Source organism: Seonamhaeicola aphaedonensis (genome assembly GCF_003386195.1).
Classification (GTDB): Bacteria; Bacteroidota; Bacteroidia; order Flavobacteriales; family Flavobacteriaceae; genus Seonamhaeicola; species Seonamhaeicola aphaedonensis.
The window spans coordinates 735,121-752,173 of sequence record NZ_QRDX01000001.1; the positions used below are offsets into that span (position 1 = coordinate 735,121).

Below are 17,053 nucleotides of genomic sequence, written 5' to 3' on the forward strand. Positions count from 1 at the left end.
ATGAAGAATATTCTGGTGCCTGTAGGGTCCTCAAAAAATGCTCTTAGTCATTTACAATATGCCATAGATTTTGCAGAAGCCTTTGGAGCTAAATTATTTATTGTTCAAGTTTACAATGTTTATACAAAGGCAGGAACTATGTTGAATGTTGATCACATTATTGAACGCGAAAGTTTAGAGTTTTTAAATGAATTGGTATCACAGATTGATACCAGGAATGTTGATGTGATAGTAAAAACCTTGAAAGGAGATTTAATTGATACCTTAGAATTAGCATGTAAAGCGGCTGATGTAGATTTAGTATTGGTAGAACCAAGGACAAACTCCATTAAAGATGAAGTGTATTTGGGTAAAACATCTGGTAAAATTATAAAGCAAATGGAAGTTCCTGCATTAATAGTGCCAGAAGGCTTTAAGTTTTCTAAACCTACCCATATTTTAATGGCTATCAAATCGGCTATCATCAAAAAGAACAATGTATTACAACCTTTACAAAACATTAAAAACAAATTTAATGCAGTGATAGATTTATTGTTAGTTAAAACACCTTATTACAAAGAGGGGAATTTTAACATTAATGAGGAATTAAAAACTATGGTAAGGAATACAACACAAACTGAAAATGCTACAACTTTTCAAGGGGTCTTGGAGCATTTTCAATCGCACCAACCAGATATGTTATGTGTAGTGAGGCGCAAACGTGGGTTCTTTACTAAAAAATGGGAAAAAAATACCATTCTAAAAAAAGATTTTCATAGTTCTATTCCTGTTTTAGTTTTGAGTGAGCTGAAGTAGATAAACCTGTAGCTTACTGTAAAAATCCCCTAAGATTAAGTTCTAAATCATCCAAAAGATCTATTATTTCTTTAATAAATTCTTCTTCCTTTTCTAATCGATTTATGGTTAGATGAATAAATACAGATTCTGGGTTTGGTGGATGTCCTGTCGTTATAGTCCAACACAAGGCATTGGGGCATTCAAGAAGCGCAAAACGAACACCTCCTTTTATTTGACTACGGCTCAATGTAAACTCCCCCCAGATACCACCAATTTGAGATTCAGTTTTACTAGGATCTTCCAGATTAAAAATTTCAGTACAGAACTTACCCAGATTCGCAAGTGTTAATTGTTGATGTAAATCTTGTTCTGATTTATTTATTTTAAGCTCCCTAAAATATTCCATCAAAATTTGATTCTTCTTAAAGGTTAAATAATCTATGTACCCGTTTTCATCGCTAATATCAACTAACTCAATCTCATTGCTTGATTGAGAAATAAAATCCCAATCATCATTTAAATACTAATAATCGTTAGTTAAGTTAAAATTAATGCTACTTGTTTTCTTTTATTTTACAAGTGCTTATTTTGAAAGGTGCATAAAGTGGGCAAAAACTTATTATACTAGTTAAAATAAAAATACCTGATACAATAAGTAAAATAATTCCTAGAGTTCCAGATATGATATCATTGAAATATAGTATACCAACAATTATAGCAACTAAAATTCTAAACGCTTTATCAGTTGCTCCCATATTTTTTTTCATAATTATTAATTTTTGAATGTTATTACTTCGTTGCAAGTACAAAAGTAATTACTAATCAGCTTTTAAGCGGTGACTCTGGTCACCACTCTCCAATAATTTTTATTTCACCAGCTTTTTGAATAACTTTTTCATCTGTTTCAAGTTTTTTCAATACTCTTGTAATGACTTCTCTAGCAGTACCTAGTTCGTTAGCTATTTGACTATGACTCATTTTAATTGAATCTCCCTGTATTAATTGTAATTTTTTTTTCAAATGATCATAAAGCCGTTTATCCATTTTGTCTAATAATAAGTGACCAATTGTATCTAGAAGTTCTGAATACCTTAGGTTAAATTGATTATAGAACAGTTCATTAAACTTAGGGTATTCTCTTAGCCAATTAGGCAGTAAATGCACGGGAATTAAGATTATTTTAGAATCTTCTTCTGTAGTTGCAAATACTTTGCTGGGTGTATTTTTTAATGCAGCATAGAATGTCATAACACAGCTTTGTGAAGGTTCTATGTAGTAAAGCAATAATTCTTTTTCATCAAATCTTGAATATACTTTTAAAAGACCCTCAATAACTATTGGTAAAACTTTTACATATTGAGCTTCTCTTAAGATTTCAGTTCCTTTTTTAAATTCCTTAATTGTTGATTCTTTTAAAATTTTATCAATTAAATCTGCCTTTAAAAAAGACAATACACTTTTGTCGAAATCCATTTAATAAATTTTTAGAATGAAATTTATAACTTTTAAAATTAAGGTTTACAAATGAGATATTTAAAACTAATTAATAACCTTGTAAGAGTTAGTTTAATTATAGCGTACAGGTAATAAAAAAGATTGTATATGTTATGCAGAAAATATATACATTTGCATAATCCAAAAATTGGGGATGTAGCTCAGCTGGCTAGAGCGCTTGACTGGCAGACGGGAAAAATCAAAATCTTCAATCTCCCGCACCCCTTTAATAACAAGGGTTTTCAAGGTTTTTAAAAAGCAGGTTTATAGTAGTGATGGACTATGGTGGTGGGTTTTTTAACCCTTTTATTTTTTAATTTTATAAAAATGGACGACCTCAAAATGAGTCTTTTATTATTATCTTTAGCCTTAGATATCATTATCGGTAAAAGTTGAGTTTCGTTTTAAACATAGGCATAGTTTTATCCATTTTTTTAGGAATTCTTTTGTTCTCTAAAAGAAACAAAGTCCTAACGGACAATCTTTTGGCCGTTTGGTTATTTGTTATTGGAATCCATTTAACAGGTTATTTCTTGTTCTATAAAGGCTATTGGGAAATCTATCCAAACCTTACAGGTGTAACGGCTCCATTGCCTTTTTTGTACGGCCCATTTTTATACTTGTATGTTTTATACTCCATTAAAAGTGAATCAAGATTAAGAAAAATTGACTATCTACATTTTGCACCTACTTTAATGTCTTATTCACTAATGTCCCATTTCTTTTTTTTCTATTCGGCAAATGAAAAAGTTCAAGTTTATCAAGGGACTATTGATGACTATAATGGCACATTGGCAACCATTATGCTTGTAGGGTTCATAATCTCTGGAATAACCTATACAATTTTGGCATATAGAAATCTTGTAAAAAGAGAAAAAGTAGTAAAAGAGAATTTTTCAGATACGACACGAATCAATTTAAAATGGTTACGATATACTATTATTGGCATAGGCTTATTTTTTATAGTAGGAACTATTGTATCTGTTTTAAGAGAAGTTATTGGTTTCCAATTTCCTTTTAATGCTGATATTTTATTCTATTCGGTCTTAGTTGGTTTCATAGTTTTTGTCGGTTATTCAGGAATAAGACAGCAAGATTTATTTACTAGTACGAACATTAAGGAAAGGGAGCTTGTTAAAACAGAAAGTGAGTATAAAAAATCCAGCCTTAAAGTTGAGGTTGCCAACAATAAGCATCAAGAATTATTGGACTTCATGGAAAGAGAGAAACCATATCTAAACAATAAGCTCACTATCAGTGAGCTCGCTGAGGAACTATCGCTTTCAACGAATCATTTGTCTCAGATTATAAATCAGTATGAAGAGGTTAATTTTCATGATTTTATAAATAAGTATAGAGTTGAAGAGTTTATACTAAAGGCCCAAAGGGACACTAGTTTTAGTTTGTTGGGTATCGCCTATGATTCAGGGTTTAATTCCAAATCCACTTTTAATACCGTTTTTAAGAAATTCAAGTCTCTTACACCTTCCCAGTACATTTCCAAGTTGAAAAAATAGTGACTCAAAAAAGGCTCTTTCGAAGATTTAAAGCTAATTAATTTACTATTAAGTAGTCCAATCGTATAGGATTAGACTTTAAAAAAAGTTCAGACGTTCACGTCGGGGCGATGCGCCTTTGTTTTTGATAAATATTTGCACCAGAATTATTTCAAAAGCAGAAGTTATGGACTTCAAAATGTATCATCAAGCGACATTATTTTACGGTTTATCTGTGGTCATTCCTTGGATGTTTTGGTTAATTGCTGGTTATGTTAGTCATATAGACTCAAGTAATATAATACCCCAGCAATCAGCAAGTATTTTGGCATTTATAGGTCTTTTGGCACCCGTTGGAATTGCACTATTTATTTCAAGAAATAATAGAGCCTTGCTTTCAGATTTAAAGCAACGATTCTTTAATTTCAAAGGAATCAGAAGCACTTATATTGTTCTCGCATTTTTGTTAATGCCGATAAGCATTTTATTGGCACAAGGCATTTCCCTTTTGTTTGGCTACAGTTTAGAGCAATTTCAACTGGCTCAATCATTCTCTTTTACATCTGGCGTGTTTCCTGTATGGTTTATGCTCATCATTGCACCGCTAATAGAAGAATTGGCATGGCATTCTTATGGAACGGACTGTTTACGAGCTAGGCTCAATCTTTTTAAAACTTCCATGTTGTTTGCCCTTTTTTGGGGTATATGGCATTTTCCTTTGGCAAGTATTAAAGATTACTACCATAGTAATCTGATGGAGGATGGCTGGATATATTCACTGAATTTCTTAGTGAGTCTTTTCCCTTTCGTAATCATAATGAATTGGATTTACTACAAGGCCAACCGAAACATCATTCTACCTATAATTTTTCACATAGCAGCGGGCTACTTTAATGAGGTTTTTGCAACTCACCCCATGAGTAAGGTGTTTCAGACTTGTCTGTTGACTGCTTTTGCTGGCTATGTCATTTATAACGACAAAAATTTCTTTTTCAACTAAAAAACTATCAAATCATGAAACAAGTAATAGTAACATTAGTCTGCGTAGTAAGTATTTGCGGTCTTTCATTTTCACAGAGTATTACGCAGACAGTAAGGGGAACGGTTAAGGATTTAACCACAGGAGGACCAACAATAGGAGCCAATATTGTACTCATCGACTCTGAGCCACAAATCGGAACCATTGTTGATTTTGAGGGCCATTTCATTATGGAAAGCGTGCCCGTTGGTCGACAGAGCTTCAAAGTGTCGATGTTGGGATATGAAACAGTACTTATCAATGATATTTTGGTAAGCTCTGGAAAACAAGTTGTGCTTAACATTGAACTGAAGGAACAAGCGACACAACTTTCTGAAATCGTATTAATTCCAATAAGACAAAAGGATAAACCGATAAATAGTTTGGCAACCGTAAGCAGCCGTCAGTTTACGGTAGAGGAAACCAATCGTTATGCAGGTGGTCTTGATGACCCAGCTCGTTTAGCATCGTCCTTTGCTGGGGTTGCGAGTCCTTCCATCAAGAGTAATGGTGTTTCCATAAGAGGAAATTCTCCAGCTGGATTATTATGGCGCATTGAAGGTGTCGAAATCCCAAGTCCCAATCACTTTGCAGATTTGAATATAGTGGGAACAGGAGCTTTAACAGCAATGAGCAGTCATGTTATGAACAATAGTGATTTCTATACAGGTGCTTTTCCAGCGGAATACGGTAATGCAACCTCTGGAGTTTTCGATATCAATATGCGTTCTGGGAATTCAACCGAAAGAGAACATGCTTTTCAGGCGGGAATACTAGGTCTGGATTTCGCATCCGAAGGGCCTTTTAAAAAAGGAAATAACTCTACCTACCTATTTAATTATAGATACTCAACACTAGCCTTAATTGGTTCTTTGTTGCCAGATGACGCTGGGATATTAAAGTATCAGGATTTATCATATAAAATAAAAATACCAACTGAAAATTTTGGAACATTTTCATTTTGGGGGATAGGTGCCTATGATAGTGTTGATACGGAAGCTCTTGATATTGAGGAATGGGAATCTAAAGAAGATAGAGAGCGTTCACAATTGTCCCAATACCTCTTTGCATCAGGGTTAAGCCATAAGATTGGCGTAGGTTCAAAATCCTCACTCAATTCTACATTGGCACTCTCAGGCAGAGGGCTATCCTTTGATGAACAATATTTAGATGATAACCTTAATGAAAGTGAAGTCTCCAATGCCAGAAAAGACAGTTATAAGCTAACATTACAATCTAGTTTAAGTACATATTTCAGTGATAATCATTATAATCAAACAGGTGTTTATATTAACAGCCTAGGATATAATCTGAATGTTAATCACACGGAAACACCAACCACAACCCTCGAAAACATAATAAGCGAAAAAGGGCAGTCCTTACATTTTCAGTTATATAGCCAATCTCGATTTAAAATATCACCAAAGTTCACATTAAACACGGGATTACATGCACAGTATTTCCAATTGAATAAGGAGGTCACTGTCGAACCGAGAGTAGCTATAAGTTATAAACTGAACAATAAAAATGACTTGGCTTTAGCCTACGGATTACATAGTAGGATTGAATCTTTGGAAACCTATTTTATTAAAGATGAATTTGGCAATCAACCAAACAAAGACCTAAAGTTGATGAAATCCAATCATTTTGTTTTGTCTTACAATTCAACCCCATTCAAAAATGTAAGTCTTGCAATTGAGCCGTATTATCAAAAACTCACTAACGTTCCTGTTTCACCAGATTCTTATGTGTCGACCTTAAATGTTGAAGACAATCTGTTTTTCAATGAGGTATTAATAAGCAAAGGAACGGGGAGAAATGTAGGTATTGATTTTACACTGGAACAATATTTAAGCAAAGGATTGTACTATCTGTTTACGGCATCTGTTTTTGATTCAAAATATACCGCTAATGACGGCATTGAACGAAGTACTAGGTATAACAAAAACTTTGTTATGAATGCCTTAATAGGGAAAGAGTGGCAAGTAGGGGAACATAAGAATAACACCTTAAATGCGAATGTAAGATTCAACTATTTAGGCGGAAATAGAGTTGAGGCAATTGACCTACAAAGTTCTATTAATAATCAAGATGTGGTTTATGGGGAAACTAATGGAGAGATTTCTTTTTCAAAAAGACATCGAAACACACCAATTACATCATTCACTCTTTCATACCGAAAGAATAAGCCTAAACATGCTTCAATTTGGTCATTACAAGTCTTCAATAGTTCTTTAACGGAAGAATTTGACAAGAATCTTTTTAATACCTCATTGCAAGCTGTAGAACAGGAATACAGTGCTATCATGATACCTAGCTTAAGCTATAAAATTGAATTTTAATATTTAAAACCACTATAAAATGAAAACAAGAGAAACAAAAACAATTGATAATCGTCATGATTATAATCAATCAGAAAACGAATGGACTCCTATAAACTTTCAACGGATACCATGGGTAAAATTAAATCAAGAATTAAACTTAAAAACAGCAAAAATGAAAAACTTAATGATGCTACCAATATTAATGTTATTGGTATGTGTTACTTCATGTTCTGATGACGACACACTCTTCGGTTCAGGAAATTTAACCACAGAAACTAGAGCCGTTGATTCCTTTACAAAAATTAAGAGTGAAGGTATTATTGACTTAACGGTTACCCAGGGACCAATACAGTCCTTAGAAATAACCTCAGATGATAATATTATTGATAAGGTTAGAACAGTAGTCTACAACAATGAATTACATCTGTATTTAGATGAACATTATAACTACAGAGGAATTAGTATTCAAGCTAATATTACTGTAGCCAACCTAAATAGCCTAAAGAATTTTGGAATAGGCGATGTGGTTCTTAATAACATTGATAATAATAGCACTTTTTCTATAGAGAATGAAGGAACAGGCAATATTGAAATTAATGGTATTGCAAATGATTTAACTATTAGAAATCAAGGCTCAGGAAATATACTTGGCTTTAATTTTATAGCAAATCATTGTACCGTTTATATTGAAGGCTCAGGCAATGTAGAGGTAAAATGTTCAACTAATCTAGATGTCGAAATAGAAGGTAGCGGTAATGTTTATTATAAGGGCACACCAAGTATAAATACAGACATTACTGGTTCTGGTAGCGTTATCAGCGCAAATTAAATTTAAATAGAAAGCTTTACAGAAAGAAGTCTTCAAGGAATTTCCTTGGAGCTTTTTTTACTGTATCTATGTGATTTAAAAAATAAATAAATGTATGGTAGATTTTAGTGCTATTTTTTTATAGAAATATATACATTTGCATAATCCAAAAATTGGGGATGTAGCTCAGCTGGCTAGAGCGCTTGACTGGCAGTCAAGAGGTCGGCGGTTCGAGTCCGCTCTTCTCCACATAAAAAAGCTTTCCGAAACAATAACTGTTTAAGGAAAGCTTTTTTTATGCGATTGTGTTTATAAATTAGAAACGAAGGCTTTAGATTTTTACATCTTCATTAACCAAGAACGCACATCTACTTCTTTTTTGATGATCTCTCTTAAGGCATCAATATTAACGCGCTCTTGCTCCATACTATCTCTGTGTCGAATAGTAACTGTATTATTCTCTAAAGTATCATGATCTACCGTTATACAAAATGGTGTTCCATTCGCATCCTGCCTTCTGTAGCGGCGCCCTACGGCATCCTTTTCATCATAAATCACATTAAAATCCCATTTCAATTCATCTACAATCTTTCTGGCTATTTCTGGTAAGCCATCTTTTTTCACTAAAGGTAATACGGCAGCTTTTACTGGAGCTAATACACTTGGTAATTTTAATACCGTCCTGGTAGTACCATTATCAAGATCTTCTTCTTGTAACGAATTGGAGAATACTGCCAAAAACATTCTATCTAAACCAATGGATGTTTCTAACACATAAGGCACATAACTTTTGTTTTCTTCTGGGTCGAAGTATTGAAGTTTCTTCCCTGAGTATTTTTCATGCTGGCTTAAATCAAAATCAGTCCTAGAGTGAATCCCCTCTAATTCTTTAAATCCAAATGGGAATTTAAATTCAATATCGGCTGCTGCATCCGCATAGTGTGCTAACTTTTCGTGGTCATGAAAGCGGTACAAACCTTCACCCATTCCTAATGACAAATGCCATTTTAACCGGGTTTGTTTCCAATGTTCATACCATTCTTTTTGAGTGCCTGGTTTAATAAAAAACTGCATTTCCATTTGTTCAAACTCACGCATTCTAAAGATAAATTGTCTAGCTACAATTTCATTTCTAAACGCTTTACCTGTTTGAGCAATCCCAAAAGGTATCTTTAATCGGCTCGTTTTTTGAACGTTTAAAAAGTTTACAAAAATACCTTGAGCCGTTTCAGGACGTAAATATAAGTCCATAGCACTGTCGGCCGAAGCACCCAGCTTGGTATCAAACATTAAGTTAAACTGCTTAACATCTGTCCAGTTTTTAGAACCTGTTAATGGGTCTGCAATTTCTAATTCTTCAATAAGGGCTTTAACATCGGCTAAATCTTCGTTCTCTAAAGACTTCGCCATACGTGATAACGTCTCGTCAATTTTCTTTTGATACCCTAAAACGCGCCCGTTTGTTGTAATGAATTCTTCTTTATTAAAAGCTTCACCAAAACGCTTCTCTGCCTTGGCTACTTCTTTATCTATTTTAGCTTCAATTTTGGCACAATAATCTTCAATTAAAACATCGGCTCTGTAACGTTTTTTGGAGTCTTTATTATCTATTAAGGGGTCGTTAAAAGCATCAACATGTCCAGACGCCTTCCAAGTAGTTGGATGCATAAAAATAGCAGCATCAATACCCACTATGTTTTCATGCATTTGCACCATAGCTTTCCACCAATAGTCACGTATGTTTTTCTTTAACTCTGCACCATTCTGAGCATAGTCATAAACTGCACTTAAACCATCATAAATTTCACTACTTTGAAACACATACCCGTACTCCTTTGCATGCGAAATAACCTTCTTGAATTTATCGTCTTGATTTGCCATAGGTGCAAAAATATAAAACCCCCTGAAACTAAAAGCTTTCTGTTATAAAAATTAAATCAAAATTCATATATTTTCATCTAAGTTTACCAAATCTATATTATCAAATATGTTTCAACCTTTAATAAACCTATTTTTTCCAAAAGTATGCTATGCTTGTCTTAATTTTTTAAATGACAATGAGGATACTATTTGTGTTAGTTGCAGACATGATTTACCTATTACGAATTTTCATTTTGATAATGACCAGAGCATTAAAAAAGTACTTTATGGACGTGCCAATATTGAAAACGGCACTGCGCTTTTTAGGTTTGAAAAGCAAGGGCTTGTTCAAAAACTTCTCCATGGTTTAAAATATAAGGGCTATGAGCCTGTAGGTTTTACTCTTGGAAATTGGCTTGGAGGTGAATTGAAAGAAATCGCAGCTTATCAAAATATAGATGTGGTTATTCCTGTGCCACTACATAAAAATAAATTACGCAAGCGTGGGTATAATCAAGTGGCCAAATTTGGGAAACAAATTGCGTTGGCCTTAAATGCTGTCTATACAGACAACGTTCTGGTTAAAATTACCAACACAAAATCTCAAACAAAAAAAACAAGATTGGCGCGTTGGAAAGATAGTAATGAACTCTTTGCTCTAAAAAATATGAGTTCAATTGAAAACAAACATATTTTATTGGTTGATGATATTATTACAACAGGTGCAACCATAGAGGCATGTGCTTTGGTATTAAACCAAGCAAACAATATTAAGATTAGTGTTGCTACCATGGCAATAGTACCTTAAATTGCTCGTTATATTTCTAAATTTGTGTAGGTTTGTGCAAAACTAAAATTGGCAATGGCTAAAAAGCTTTCAAAATTTATTTCAATACTTTTTTTATGTTTTGCACTTGTTAATTGCGCAAACAAAGGTACTCCTGAGGGTGGTCCAAAAGATGAGGACCCACCAGTAATTGTTAAAGAATCTCCCCAAAATTATACTACCAATTTTAATGCTAAAGAAATTGAAATCACTTTTAACGAGTTTGTAAAAATAAAAGACTTGCAAAAACAGCTTATTATTTCTCCTCCCATGGATTACAAACCTGAGGTAAAACCTTTAAGTGGAGCAAGTAAGAAGATTACCATTAAAATCATGGATACGTTGCAACCAAATACAACATACGCCTTTAATTTTGGGAATAGTATTACAGATAACAATGAAGGAAACCCTTATCCATATTACAGATATGTATTTTCTACTGGAAGTTATATAGACTCTTTAACTGTAAATGGAAATATCATAGACGCCTATAACAAAAAACCCGAAACCTTTGTGAATGTGGCTTTATATGAAGTAGATTCTACCTTTACAGATTCTATAATTTATAAAGAGGTCCCAAAATATATCACCAATACACTAGACAGTTTAACAACTTTTTCTATTGAAAACATAAAAGCTGGTAAGTATATGCTTATGGCTTTGAAAGATAACAACGGAGATAATAAATTTCAACAAAAAACCGATCAAATAGCTTTTCATGAAACCTTTATTACCGTTCCTACAGATTCGCTATATACCCTAAAATTGTTTCGTGAAGAATTAGATTTCAAGGCGGTTAAACCCAAAATGGAATCGGGTGAAAAAATAACGTTTGGCTATGAAGGAGACCATAAAAACATGAAGATTGATGTACTATCTGAGGTTCCAGAAGATTTTGCCCATAGAATTATTAAAGATGAAACAACGGATACATTATACTATTGGTACAAACCTAAATTAGAGGTTGACTCCTTAGTTTTTAAAATATCTAATATTGGTTACGAAAAAGAATATACGCCTCGTATGAGACCTCAAGAAAGAGATTCATTGACTTTTAGTGCGGCTAATTCAGGAAATGTAGGACTTCAAGAGTCTTTTAAAATTAGGGCTTCCACACCTATAATTTCTTTAGACACCTCAAAGGTCTCCCTTATGGATAAAGATTCAGTCAATGTAGAATTTAAAACAAAATTTGATACTATAAATAATACCTACGTTTTCGACTTCAAAAAAAGTTATGCAAACAAGTATGATTTCAACATTGAACCTGAAGCTTTTACTGACTTCTATGAAGATAAAAATATAGACACGCTTCAGTATTCTGTGAGAACCAAAAAAGAAGCCGATTATGGTTTTGTACGTTTAACCCTTGTTGGTGCTAAGTATCCAGTAATTATACAGCTAACAGACAGTAAAGGTGATGTTAAATATGAAAAATATGCTACTAAACCAGAACAAATTGATTTTCTAGATATAAACCCTGGCAAATACGATATTAGAGTAATTCATGACGCTAATGGTAATAAAAAGTATGACACTGGAAGTTATTTAAAGAAGGTACAGCCCGAAAAAGTTAGTCATTTCATTTTTGATAATGACGAGCAAGTACGTGCTAGCTGGGAACATATTCAAACGCTCAACTTTCTTTCAGAGTAAACTCATCACGGTCGTCTAAAAACTTTAACGTACTGCGGTATTTTTTTATATGTTGCTTTTGTAATATCACTGTTTCAGCTTGCTCCTTGTTCTGTTTTATTGCAGACATTTCTTGCCCTAAAACGTTATAAACAGCTGAGTGACCTGAATATTCTATATTCAAACCATCTACACCAACTCTGTTAACACCTACACAGTAACTCATGTTTTCTATGGCGCGAGCTTTCAAAAGAGCCTCCCAAGCTAAAACTCTTGGTTTCGGCCAGTTGGCAACGTAAAGCAAAACATCATAATTGTCGGTATTTCTTGCCCAAACAGGAAATCGTAAATCATAACAAACCAAGGGGCAAATCTTCCAACCTTTATAATCTATGATAACCCTTTCATTTCCGCTAGCATAAACCATATCTTCACCAGCTAAAGTGAAGGTATGCCTTTTATCATAGTAATTTACCTCACCTGAAGGATATGTAAACAATAGTCTGTTATAAAACTTTTGGTTTTCTGAAATCACAATACTTCCAACAATAGCCGTATCGTAATTGAAGGCCATTTGCTTCATCCATTTTATAGTCTCTCCTTGCATAGTTTCAGCAACACTTTCGGCATTCATAGTAAAACCCGTTGTGAACATTTCAGGAAGCACAATCAAGTCGACGTTTTCAGAGATTGAGGCAATTCTTTTCTCAAAATTGATTCTATTTTGTTTAGGGTTCTCCCAAATCAAATCAGATTGTATTAAGGTTACTTTTAACTGTTGTTGCATTTTTAAATAGCATTTAAAATATCTGCTGCTCGTTTTAAGGTGTCATCTTTTTTAGCAAAGCAAAAACGGAGAACTTTGTCATCCAAACCATTAGCATTAAAAACAGAAAGAGGTATGGAAGCTATTTTCTTCTCCATGGTCCATATTTTTGCTAAATCTACGTCGTGTTCATCCGTGATTTCAGAATAATCTAGCAATTGAAAATAGGTTCCCTTCGCAGGAGTAAATTTAAACCTAGATTCTTTAATTAAGTCTAAAAAGTAATCCCGCCTTTCCTGATAGAAATCAGATAACCCTAAATAATGCTCTGGATTTTGCATATAATCTGCAATACCCTTTTGGGTAGGGTGATGAATTCCAAACACACTATACTGATGTACCTTCACAAACTCATTCATCAGGTCTTTTGGAGCACAACAATAGCCAAGTCGCCATCCCGTATTATGAAATGTTTTACAAAATGAAGCCACCACAAATGTCCTCGATTTTAAATCTGGAAATAAACAAGCGCTTTGGTGTTCCAACTCATCAAAAATCATATGTTCGTAAACCTCATCACTTAATATAATGATACTTGTTTCTCTTGTTAACGCTTCTAAATTCTGCATATCTTCTTTAGAAAGTACTGACCCTGTAGGGTTGTGCGGTGAATTAATAATAATCATTTTAGTCTTATCATTAATCTTGGTTCCAACGTCATTCCAATTCACCTTAAAATTATTTGTAACTTTTAATTGAACAGGAATTACAGTACCGCCATTTAGCTCAACCATGGGTTGATAACTATCATAAGCAGGCTGGAAAATAATAACTTCATCGTGCCTATTTATAAACGTTGTAATTATTGTGGATATAGCCTGAGTAGCTCCTGCCGTTATCGTGATTTCTTTCTCAGGATGATATGTGGTTCCATAAAGTGTGTCAAATTTTTTTGCAATCGTTTCTTTTAGTTCCAAAAGACCTCGCATAGGTGCATAGTGATTGTAACCTGTATTCATTGCCTTAGTTACAAGATATATTAACTTTTTATCACTTTCAAAATCAGGAAACCCTTGAGATAAATTAACGGCATTATGCTTTTTAGCTAAAGCACTCATCACCGTAAAAATGGTAGTCCCGACATTTGGTAATTTAGAAATGTACTGCATTAAGTAAAGATAATATTAATCTGAAACACTTAGTACCTTTAATAAATTTTGCTCGTAATAGGTAGGTTCTTCCATAAAAAAACCCAAGCATAATTACTTGGGATTTTTAAATATCTAGAAGTCTATGACTCTAACAGTCTAACTAATATCTGTAATGTTCTGGTTTGAAGGGGCCTTTAACCGTAACACCTATATACTCAGCTTGATCTTCTCTAAGTTCTGTTAACTCAACGCCAATTTTTTCTAAGTGCAATTTAGCTACTTTTTCATCTAAGTGCTTTGGCAGCATGTACACTTTATTTTCGTATGCTTCAGAATTATTCCAAAGTTCAATTTGCGCTAACGTTTGGTTGGTAAATGAGTTACTCATTACAAAACTAGGGTGACCTGTAGCACAACCTAAGTTTACCAGACGTCCTTCGGCTAGAATGATAATATCTTTGCCGTTTAAGGTATATTTATCCACCTGAGGTTTTATTTCAACTTTTGTATTGCCGTAGTTAGCGTTTAACCAAGCCATATCAATTTCATTGTCAAAATGCCCTATGTTACAAACAATGGTTTTGTCTTTCATGGTTTTGAAATGATTGCCAGTAACAATATCTTTATTTCCTGTAGTGGTAATGACAATATCTGCATTACCCACAACTGTCTCTAAACGTTTTACTTCAAAACCATCCATAGCTGCTTGTAAGGCACATATTGGATCAATTTCAGTAACAGTTACAATGCTTCCCGCTCCCCTAAATGAAGCCGCTGTTCCTTTACCAACATCACCATAACCACAAACAACCACACGCTTACCAGCTAACATCACATCAGTGGCTCTACGAATAGCATCTACAGCGCTTTCTTTACATCCGTACTTGTTATCAAATTTAGATTTAGTCACAGAATCATTAACATTGATGGCAGGCATTGGTAGGGTTCCGTTTTTAACACGCTCGTATAAACGATGAACTCCAGTAGTAGTCTCTTCACTTAAACCTTTAATCCCAGGAACCAATTCGGGGTATTTGTCTAAAACCATGTTGGTTAAATCTCCTCCATCATCAAGAATCATATTTAGTGGTTTTCTGTCATCACCAAAAAATAAGGTTTGTTCAATACACCAGTCAAATTCTTCCTCGTTCATGTTTTTCCATGCATAAACAGCGGTTCCAGCAGCAGCTATGGCAGCAGCAGCATGATCTTGTGTAGAGAAAATGTTACATGAACTCCAAGTTACCTCGGCACCCAAAGCTTGCAGCGTTTCAATTAAAACTGCTGTTTGAATCGTCATGTGTAAACACCCTGCAATACGTGCTCCTTTTAGTGGTTGAGAATCTTTATATTCTTCGCGTAGGCTCATAAGCCCAGGCATTTCAGCTTCAGCTAATTCAATTTCTTTTCTTCCCCAATCGGCTAAAGAAATATCTTTAACCTTATTAGGAATGTAAGCAACTGTTTTTGTACTCATATTATTATATTTGTGGGTCTTAAATTTTAGACTGCAAAGATAACCAATAACTTTCATAAAAGTAAATGCCTCTTTATAAAACCATTACACCTAATTCACAAACTTGTGTTAAAATCTGGAAGATTTCTGAATCGTATATTGACTTAATGAAACCACTGGCTTTAACAAAAGCTAGTTTAGAACGTGTTGAGGATATGAAAAGTGAAATTCACCAACGTGGGTTTTTGAGTGTACGTCATTTACTTAGGGAGTTTGGATATCAAGACGCCGACTTATATTATGATAATTTTGGTAAACCGCATTTAAAGGATGGTAAACATATTTCCATAACTCATTCTTTTAATTTTTCGGCTGTTATTGTTAGTGATCTAATTGTGGGAATTGATGTTGAAAAACAACGAGATAAAATCACAATTATTGCTCATAAGTTTATCGATTATGAAAATGACTATTTAAATGAAGGTTCACCAGATTACATAAGAAAACTTACTATTCTCTGGTGTATAAAAGAATCATTATACAAACTTTTTTTAACACCGGGGTTAAGTTTTAAGAACCATTGTTTTGCTATTCCCTTTAATATTGAAGACCAAGAAACCATTGCTTGGATAGATTATAAAAACCAAAAGCACCGTTATAACATCCAATTTTTGGAGTTTGAGGGTTTTTCTTGTGCTTATGCTATTGCTTAAATGAGTGTTTACCAAAATATACAATCATCAATTTTAAAAGGTAAAAATCTGTTAGCTATATTAATAGACCCTGACAAAGTCTTGCTTCGCAATGTTGTTGGTTTTATGCTGAAGGTAAATCAATCAAAAGCCACCCATATATTTGTTGGCGGAAGTACGGTTAACGGCAATGCTACTGATGTTTTGGTGAAAGAAATAAAAAAGCACACAAAACTACCTATTATTATATTCCCGGGTGATGTAAATCAAATAACCGATGAAGCTGATGCTCTTTTATTTTTATCCCTCATTTCTGGAAGAAACCCGGAGTACTTAATAGGGAAGCATGTAGACTCTATCCCTAAATTAAGGGAAACCCAACTTGAGGTAATCTCAACAGGATATATTTTAATAAATGGTGGAAAACAAACCGCTGTAGAGCGTGAGACAAATACCAAACCTTTGTCTGTAAACAATATTCAAGAGGTAGTAGATACCGCTAAAGCTGGGGAACTTTTAGGAATGAAACTCATTTATTTAGAAGCGGGTAGTGGAGCGGTCAATTCAGCTTCAAATGATATTATAAAGGCGCTAAAAAAGGAATTAAACATACCACTTATTGTAGGAGGAGGTATAAGAACTGTTCAACAAATTAAGAACACTTACGAAAATGGTGCCGATATGGTAGTTATTGGAACTGTATTGGAAGAAGATGAATTATTTTTTGACGAATTAAGGAAGTAACTTGTC

16 protein-coding genes and 1 tRNA gene are annotated in these 17,053 nt (G+C 33.9%); 10 read left to right on the top strand and 7 right to left on the bottom strand.

The features are described 5' to 3' along the window. Nucleotides 1-795 carry a universal stress protein gene (locus DFQ02_RS03195; RefSeq protein WP_116039524.1) on the top strand — a complete coding sequence of 265 codons (795 nt, stop codon included), beginning with the start codon at nucleotides 1-3 and terminating at the stop codon, nucleotides 793-795. 13 nt (nucleotides 796-808) lie between these two features. On the opposite strand, the gene DFQ02_RS03200 is transcribed toward DFQ02_RS03195, so the two are convergent. The 3 genes from DFQ02_RS03200 to DFQ02_RS03210 all read right to left on the bottom strand — a co-directional run bounded on the left by DFQ02_RS03200 (nucleotide 809) and on the right by DFQ02_RS03210 (nucleotide 2,250). Continuing rightward, nucleotides 809-1,183 carry a hypothetical protein gene (locus DFQ02_RS03200; RefSeq protein WP_116039525.1) on the bottom strand — a complete coding sequence of 125 codons (375 nt, stop codon included), beginning with the start codon at nucleotides 1,181-1,183 and terminating at the stop codon, nucleotides 809-811. Nucleotides 1,184-1,331: 148 nt separating this feature from the next. Continuing rightward, entirely contained in the window at nucleotides 1,332-1,544 is a 213-nt protein-coding gene (locus DFQ02_RS03205) for a YgaP family membrane protein (RefSeq protein WP_116039678.1), read from the bottom strand. 79 nt (nucleotides 1,545-1,623) lie between these two features. Further along, a complete protein-coding gene (locus tag DFQ02_RS03210; RefSeq protein ID WP_116039526.1) occupies nucleotides 1,624-2,250 on the bottom strand; it encodes a Crp/Fnr family transcriptional regulator in 627 nt (208 codons plus the stop codon). Nucleotides 2,251-2,663: 413 nt separating this feature from the next. Here DFQ02_RS03210 and DFQ02_RS03215 point away from each other — a divergent pair, with 413 nt between their 5' ends. The 5 genes from DFQ02_RS03215 to DFQ02_RS03235 all read left to right on the top strand — a co-directional run bounded on the left by DFQ02_RS03215 (nucleotide 2,664) and on the right by DFQ02_RS03235 (nucleotide 8,166). Then, complete coding sequence (locus DFQ02_RS03215; protein WP_116039527.1) at nucleotides 2,664-3,788, top strand: helix-turn-helix domain-containing protein; 1,125 nt, start codon at nucleotides 2,664-2,666, stop codon at nucleotides 3,786-3,788. Nucleotides 3,789-3,954: 166 nt separating this feature from the next. Further along, nucleotides 3,955-4,767: a CPBP family intramembrane glutamic endopeptidase gene (locus tag DFQ02_RS03220; RefSeq protein WP_116039528.1), complete on the top strand. Its 813-nt coding sequence runs from the start codon at nucleotides 3,955-3,957 to the stop codon at nucleotides 4,765-4,767. Between the two features lie 14 nt (nucleotides 4,768-4,781). Then, the gene (locus tag DFQ02_RS03225) at nucleotides 4,782-7,127 is read left to right on the top strand and encodes a TonB-dependent receptor (RefSeq protein ID WP_116039529.1); all 2,346 of its coding nucleotides are present in this window, start codon (nucleotides 4,782-4,784) and stop codon (nucleotides 7,125-7,127) included. A gap of 19 nt (nucleotides 7,128-7,146) precedes the next feature. Then, nucleotides 7,147-7,938: a head GIN domain-containing protein gene (locus DFQ02_RS03230; RefSeq protein ID WP_116039530.1), complete on the top strand. Its 792-nt coding sequence runs from the start codon at nucleotides 7,147-7,149 to the stop codon at nucleotides 7,936-7,938. A gap of 154 nt (nucleotides 7,939-8,092) precedes the next feature. Beyond that, nucleotides 8,093-8,166: transfer RNA gene (locus DFQ02_RS03235), tRNA-Ala, on the top strand. A gap of 90 nt (nucleotides 8,167-8,256) precedes the next feature. Here DFQ02_RS03235 and DFQ02_RS03240 read toward each other — a convergent pair. Further along, nucleotides 8,257-9,798: a glycine--tRNA ligase gene (locus DFQ02_RS03240; RefSeq protein WP_116039531.1), complete on the bottom strand. Its 1,542-nt coding sequence runs from the start codon at nucleotides 9,796-9,798 to the stop codon at nucleotides 8,257-8,259. A 106-nt stretch (nucleotides 9,799-9,904) separates the two neighbouring features. Here DFQ02_RS03240 and DFQ02_RS03245 point away from each other — a divergent pair, with 106 nt between their 5' ends. Beyond that, nucleotides 9,905-10,585, top strand: a complete 681-nt coding sequence (locus tag DFQ02_RS03245) for a ComF family protein (RefSeq protein ID WP_116039532.1) — start codon at nucleotides 9,905-9,907, stop codon at nucleotides 10,583-10,585. Nucleotides 10,586-10,639: 54 nt separating this feature from the next. Beyond that, nucleotides 10,640-12,259, top strand: coding sequence for an Ig-like domain-containing protein (locus tag DFQ02_RS03250; protein ID WP_116039533.1), 1,620 nt, complete (start codon nucleotides 10,640-10,642; stop codon nucleotides 12,257-12,259). On the opposite strand, the gene DFQ02_RS03255 is transcribed toward DFQ02_RS03250, so the two are convergent. The 3 genes from DFQ02_RS03255 to ahcY form a co-directional block, all read right to left on the bottom strand. Then, nucleotides 12,240-13,025, bottom strand: coding sequence for an amidohydrolase (locus DFQ02_RS03255; RefSeq protein ID WP_116039534.1), 786 nt, complete (start codon nucleotides 13,023-13,025; stop codon nucleotides 12,240-12,242). The genes DFQ02_RS03250 and DFQ02_RS03255 overlap by 20 nt on opposite strands. Nucleotides 13,026-13,027: 2 nt before the next feature. Continuing rightward, the gene (locus tag DFQ02_RS03260; protein ID WP_116039535.1) at nucleotides 13,028-14,173 is read right to left on the bottom strand and encodes a methionine aminotransferase; all 1,146 of its coding nucleotides are present in this window, start codon (nucleotides 14,171-14,173) and stop codon (nucleotides 13,028-13,030) included. Between the two features lie 142 nt (nucleotides 14,174-14,315). Then, nucleotides 14,316-15,632 (bottom strand): adenosylhomocysteinase, encoded by a 1,317-nt coding sequence (gene ahcY / locus DFQ02_RS03265; RefSeq protein WP_116039536.1) that lies wholly within the window; start codon nucleotides 15,630-15,632, stop codon nucleotides 14,316-14,318. Nucleotides 15,633-15,697: 65 nt separating this feature from the next. On the opposite strand from ahcY, the gene DFQ02_RS03270 reads away from it, so the two are divergent. Further along, nucleotides 15,698-16,324 carry a 4'-phosphopantetheinyl transferase family protein gene (locus DFQ02_RS03270; RefSeq protein WP_116039537.1) on the top strand — a complete coding sequence of 209 codons (627 nt, stop codon included), beginning with the start codon at nucleotides 15,698-15,700 and terminating at the stop codon, nucleotides 16,322-16,324. Next, on the top strand, nucleotides 16,325-17,047 hold the full coding sequence (locus tag DFQ02_RS03275; RefSeq protein WP_116039538.1) for a geranylgeranylglyceryl/heptaprenylglyceryl phosphate synthase: 723 nt from the start codon (nucleotides 16,325-16,327) through the stop codon (nucleotides 17,045-17,047). Nucleotides 17,048-17,053 lie beyond the last annotated feature (6 nt).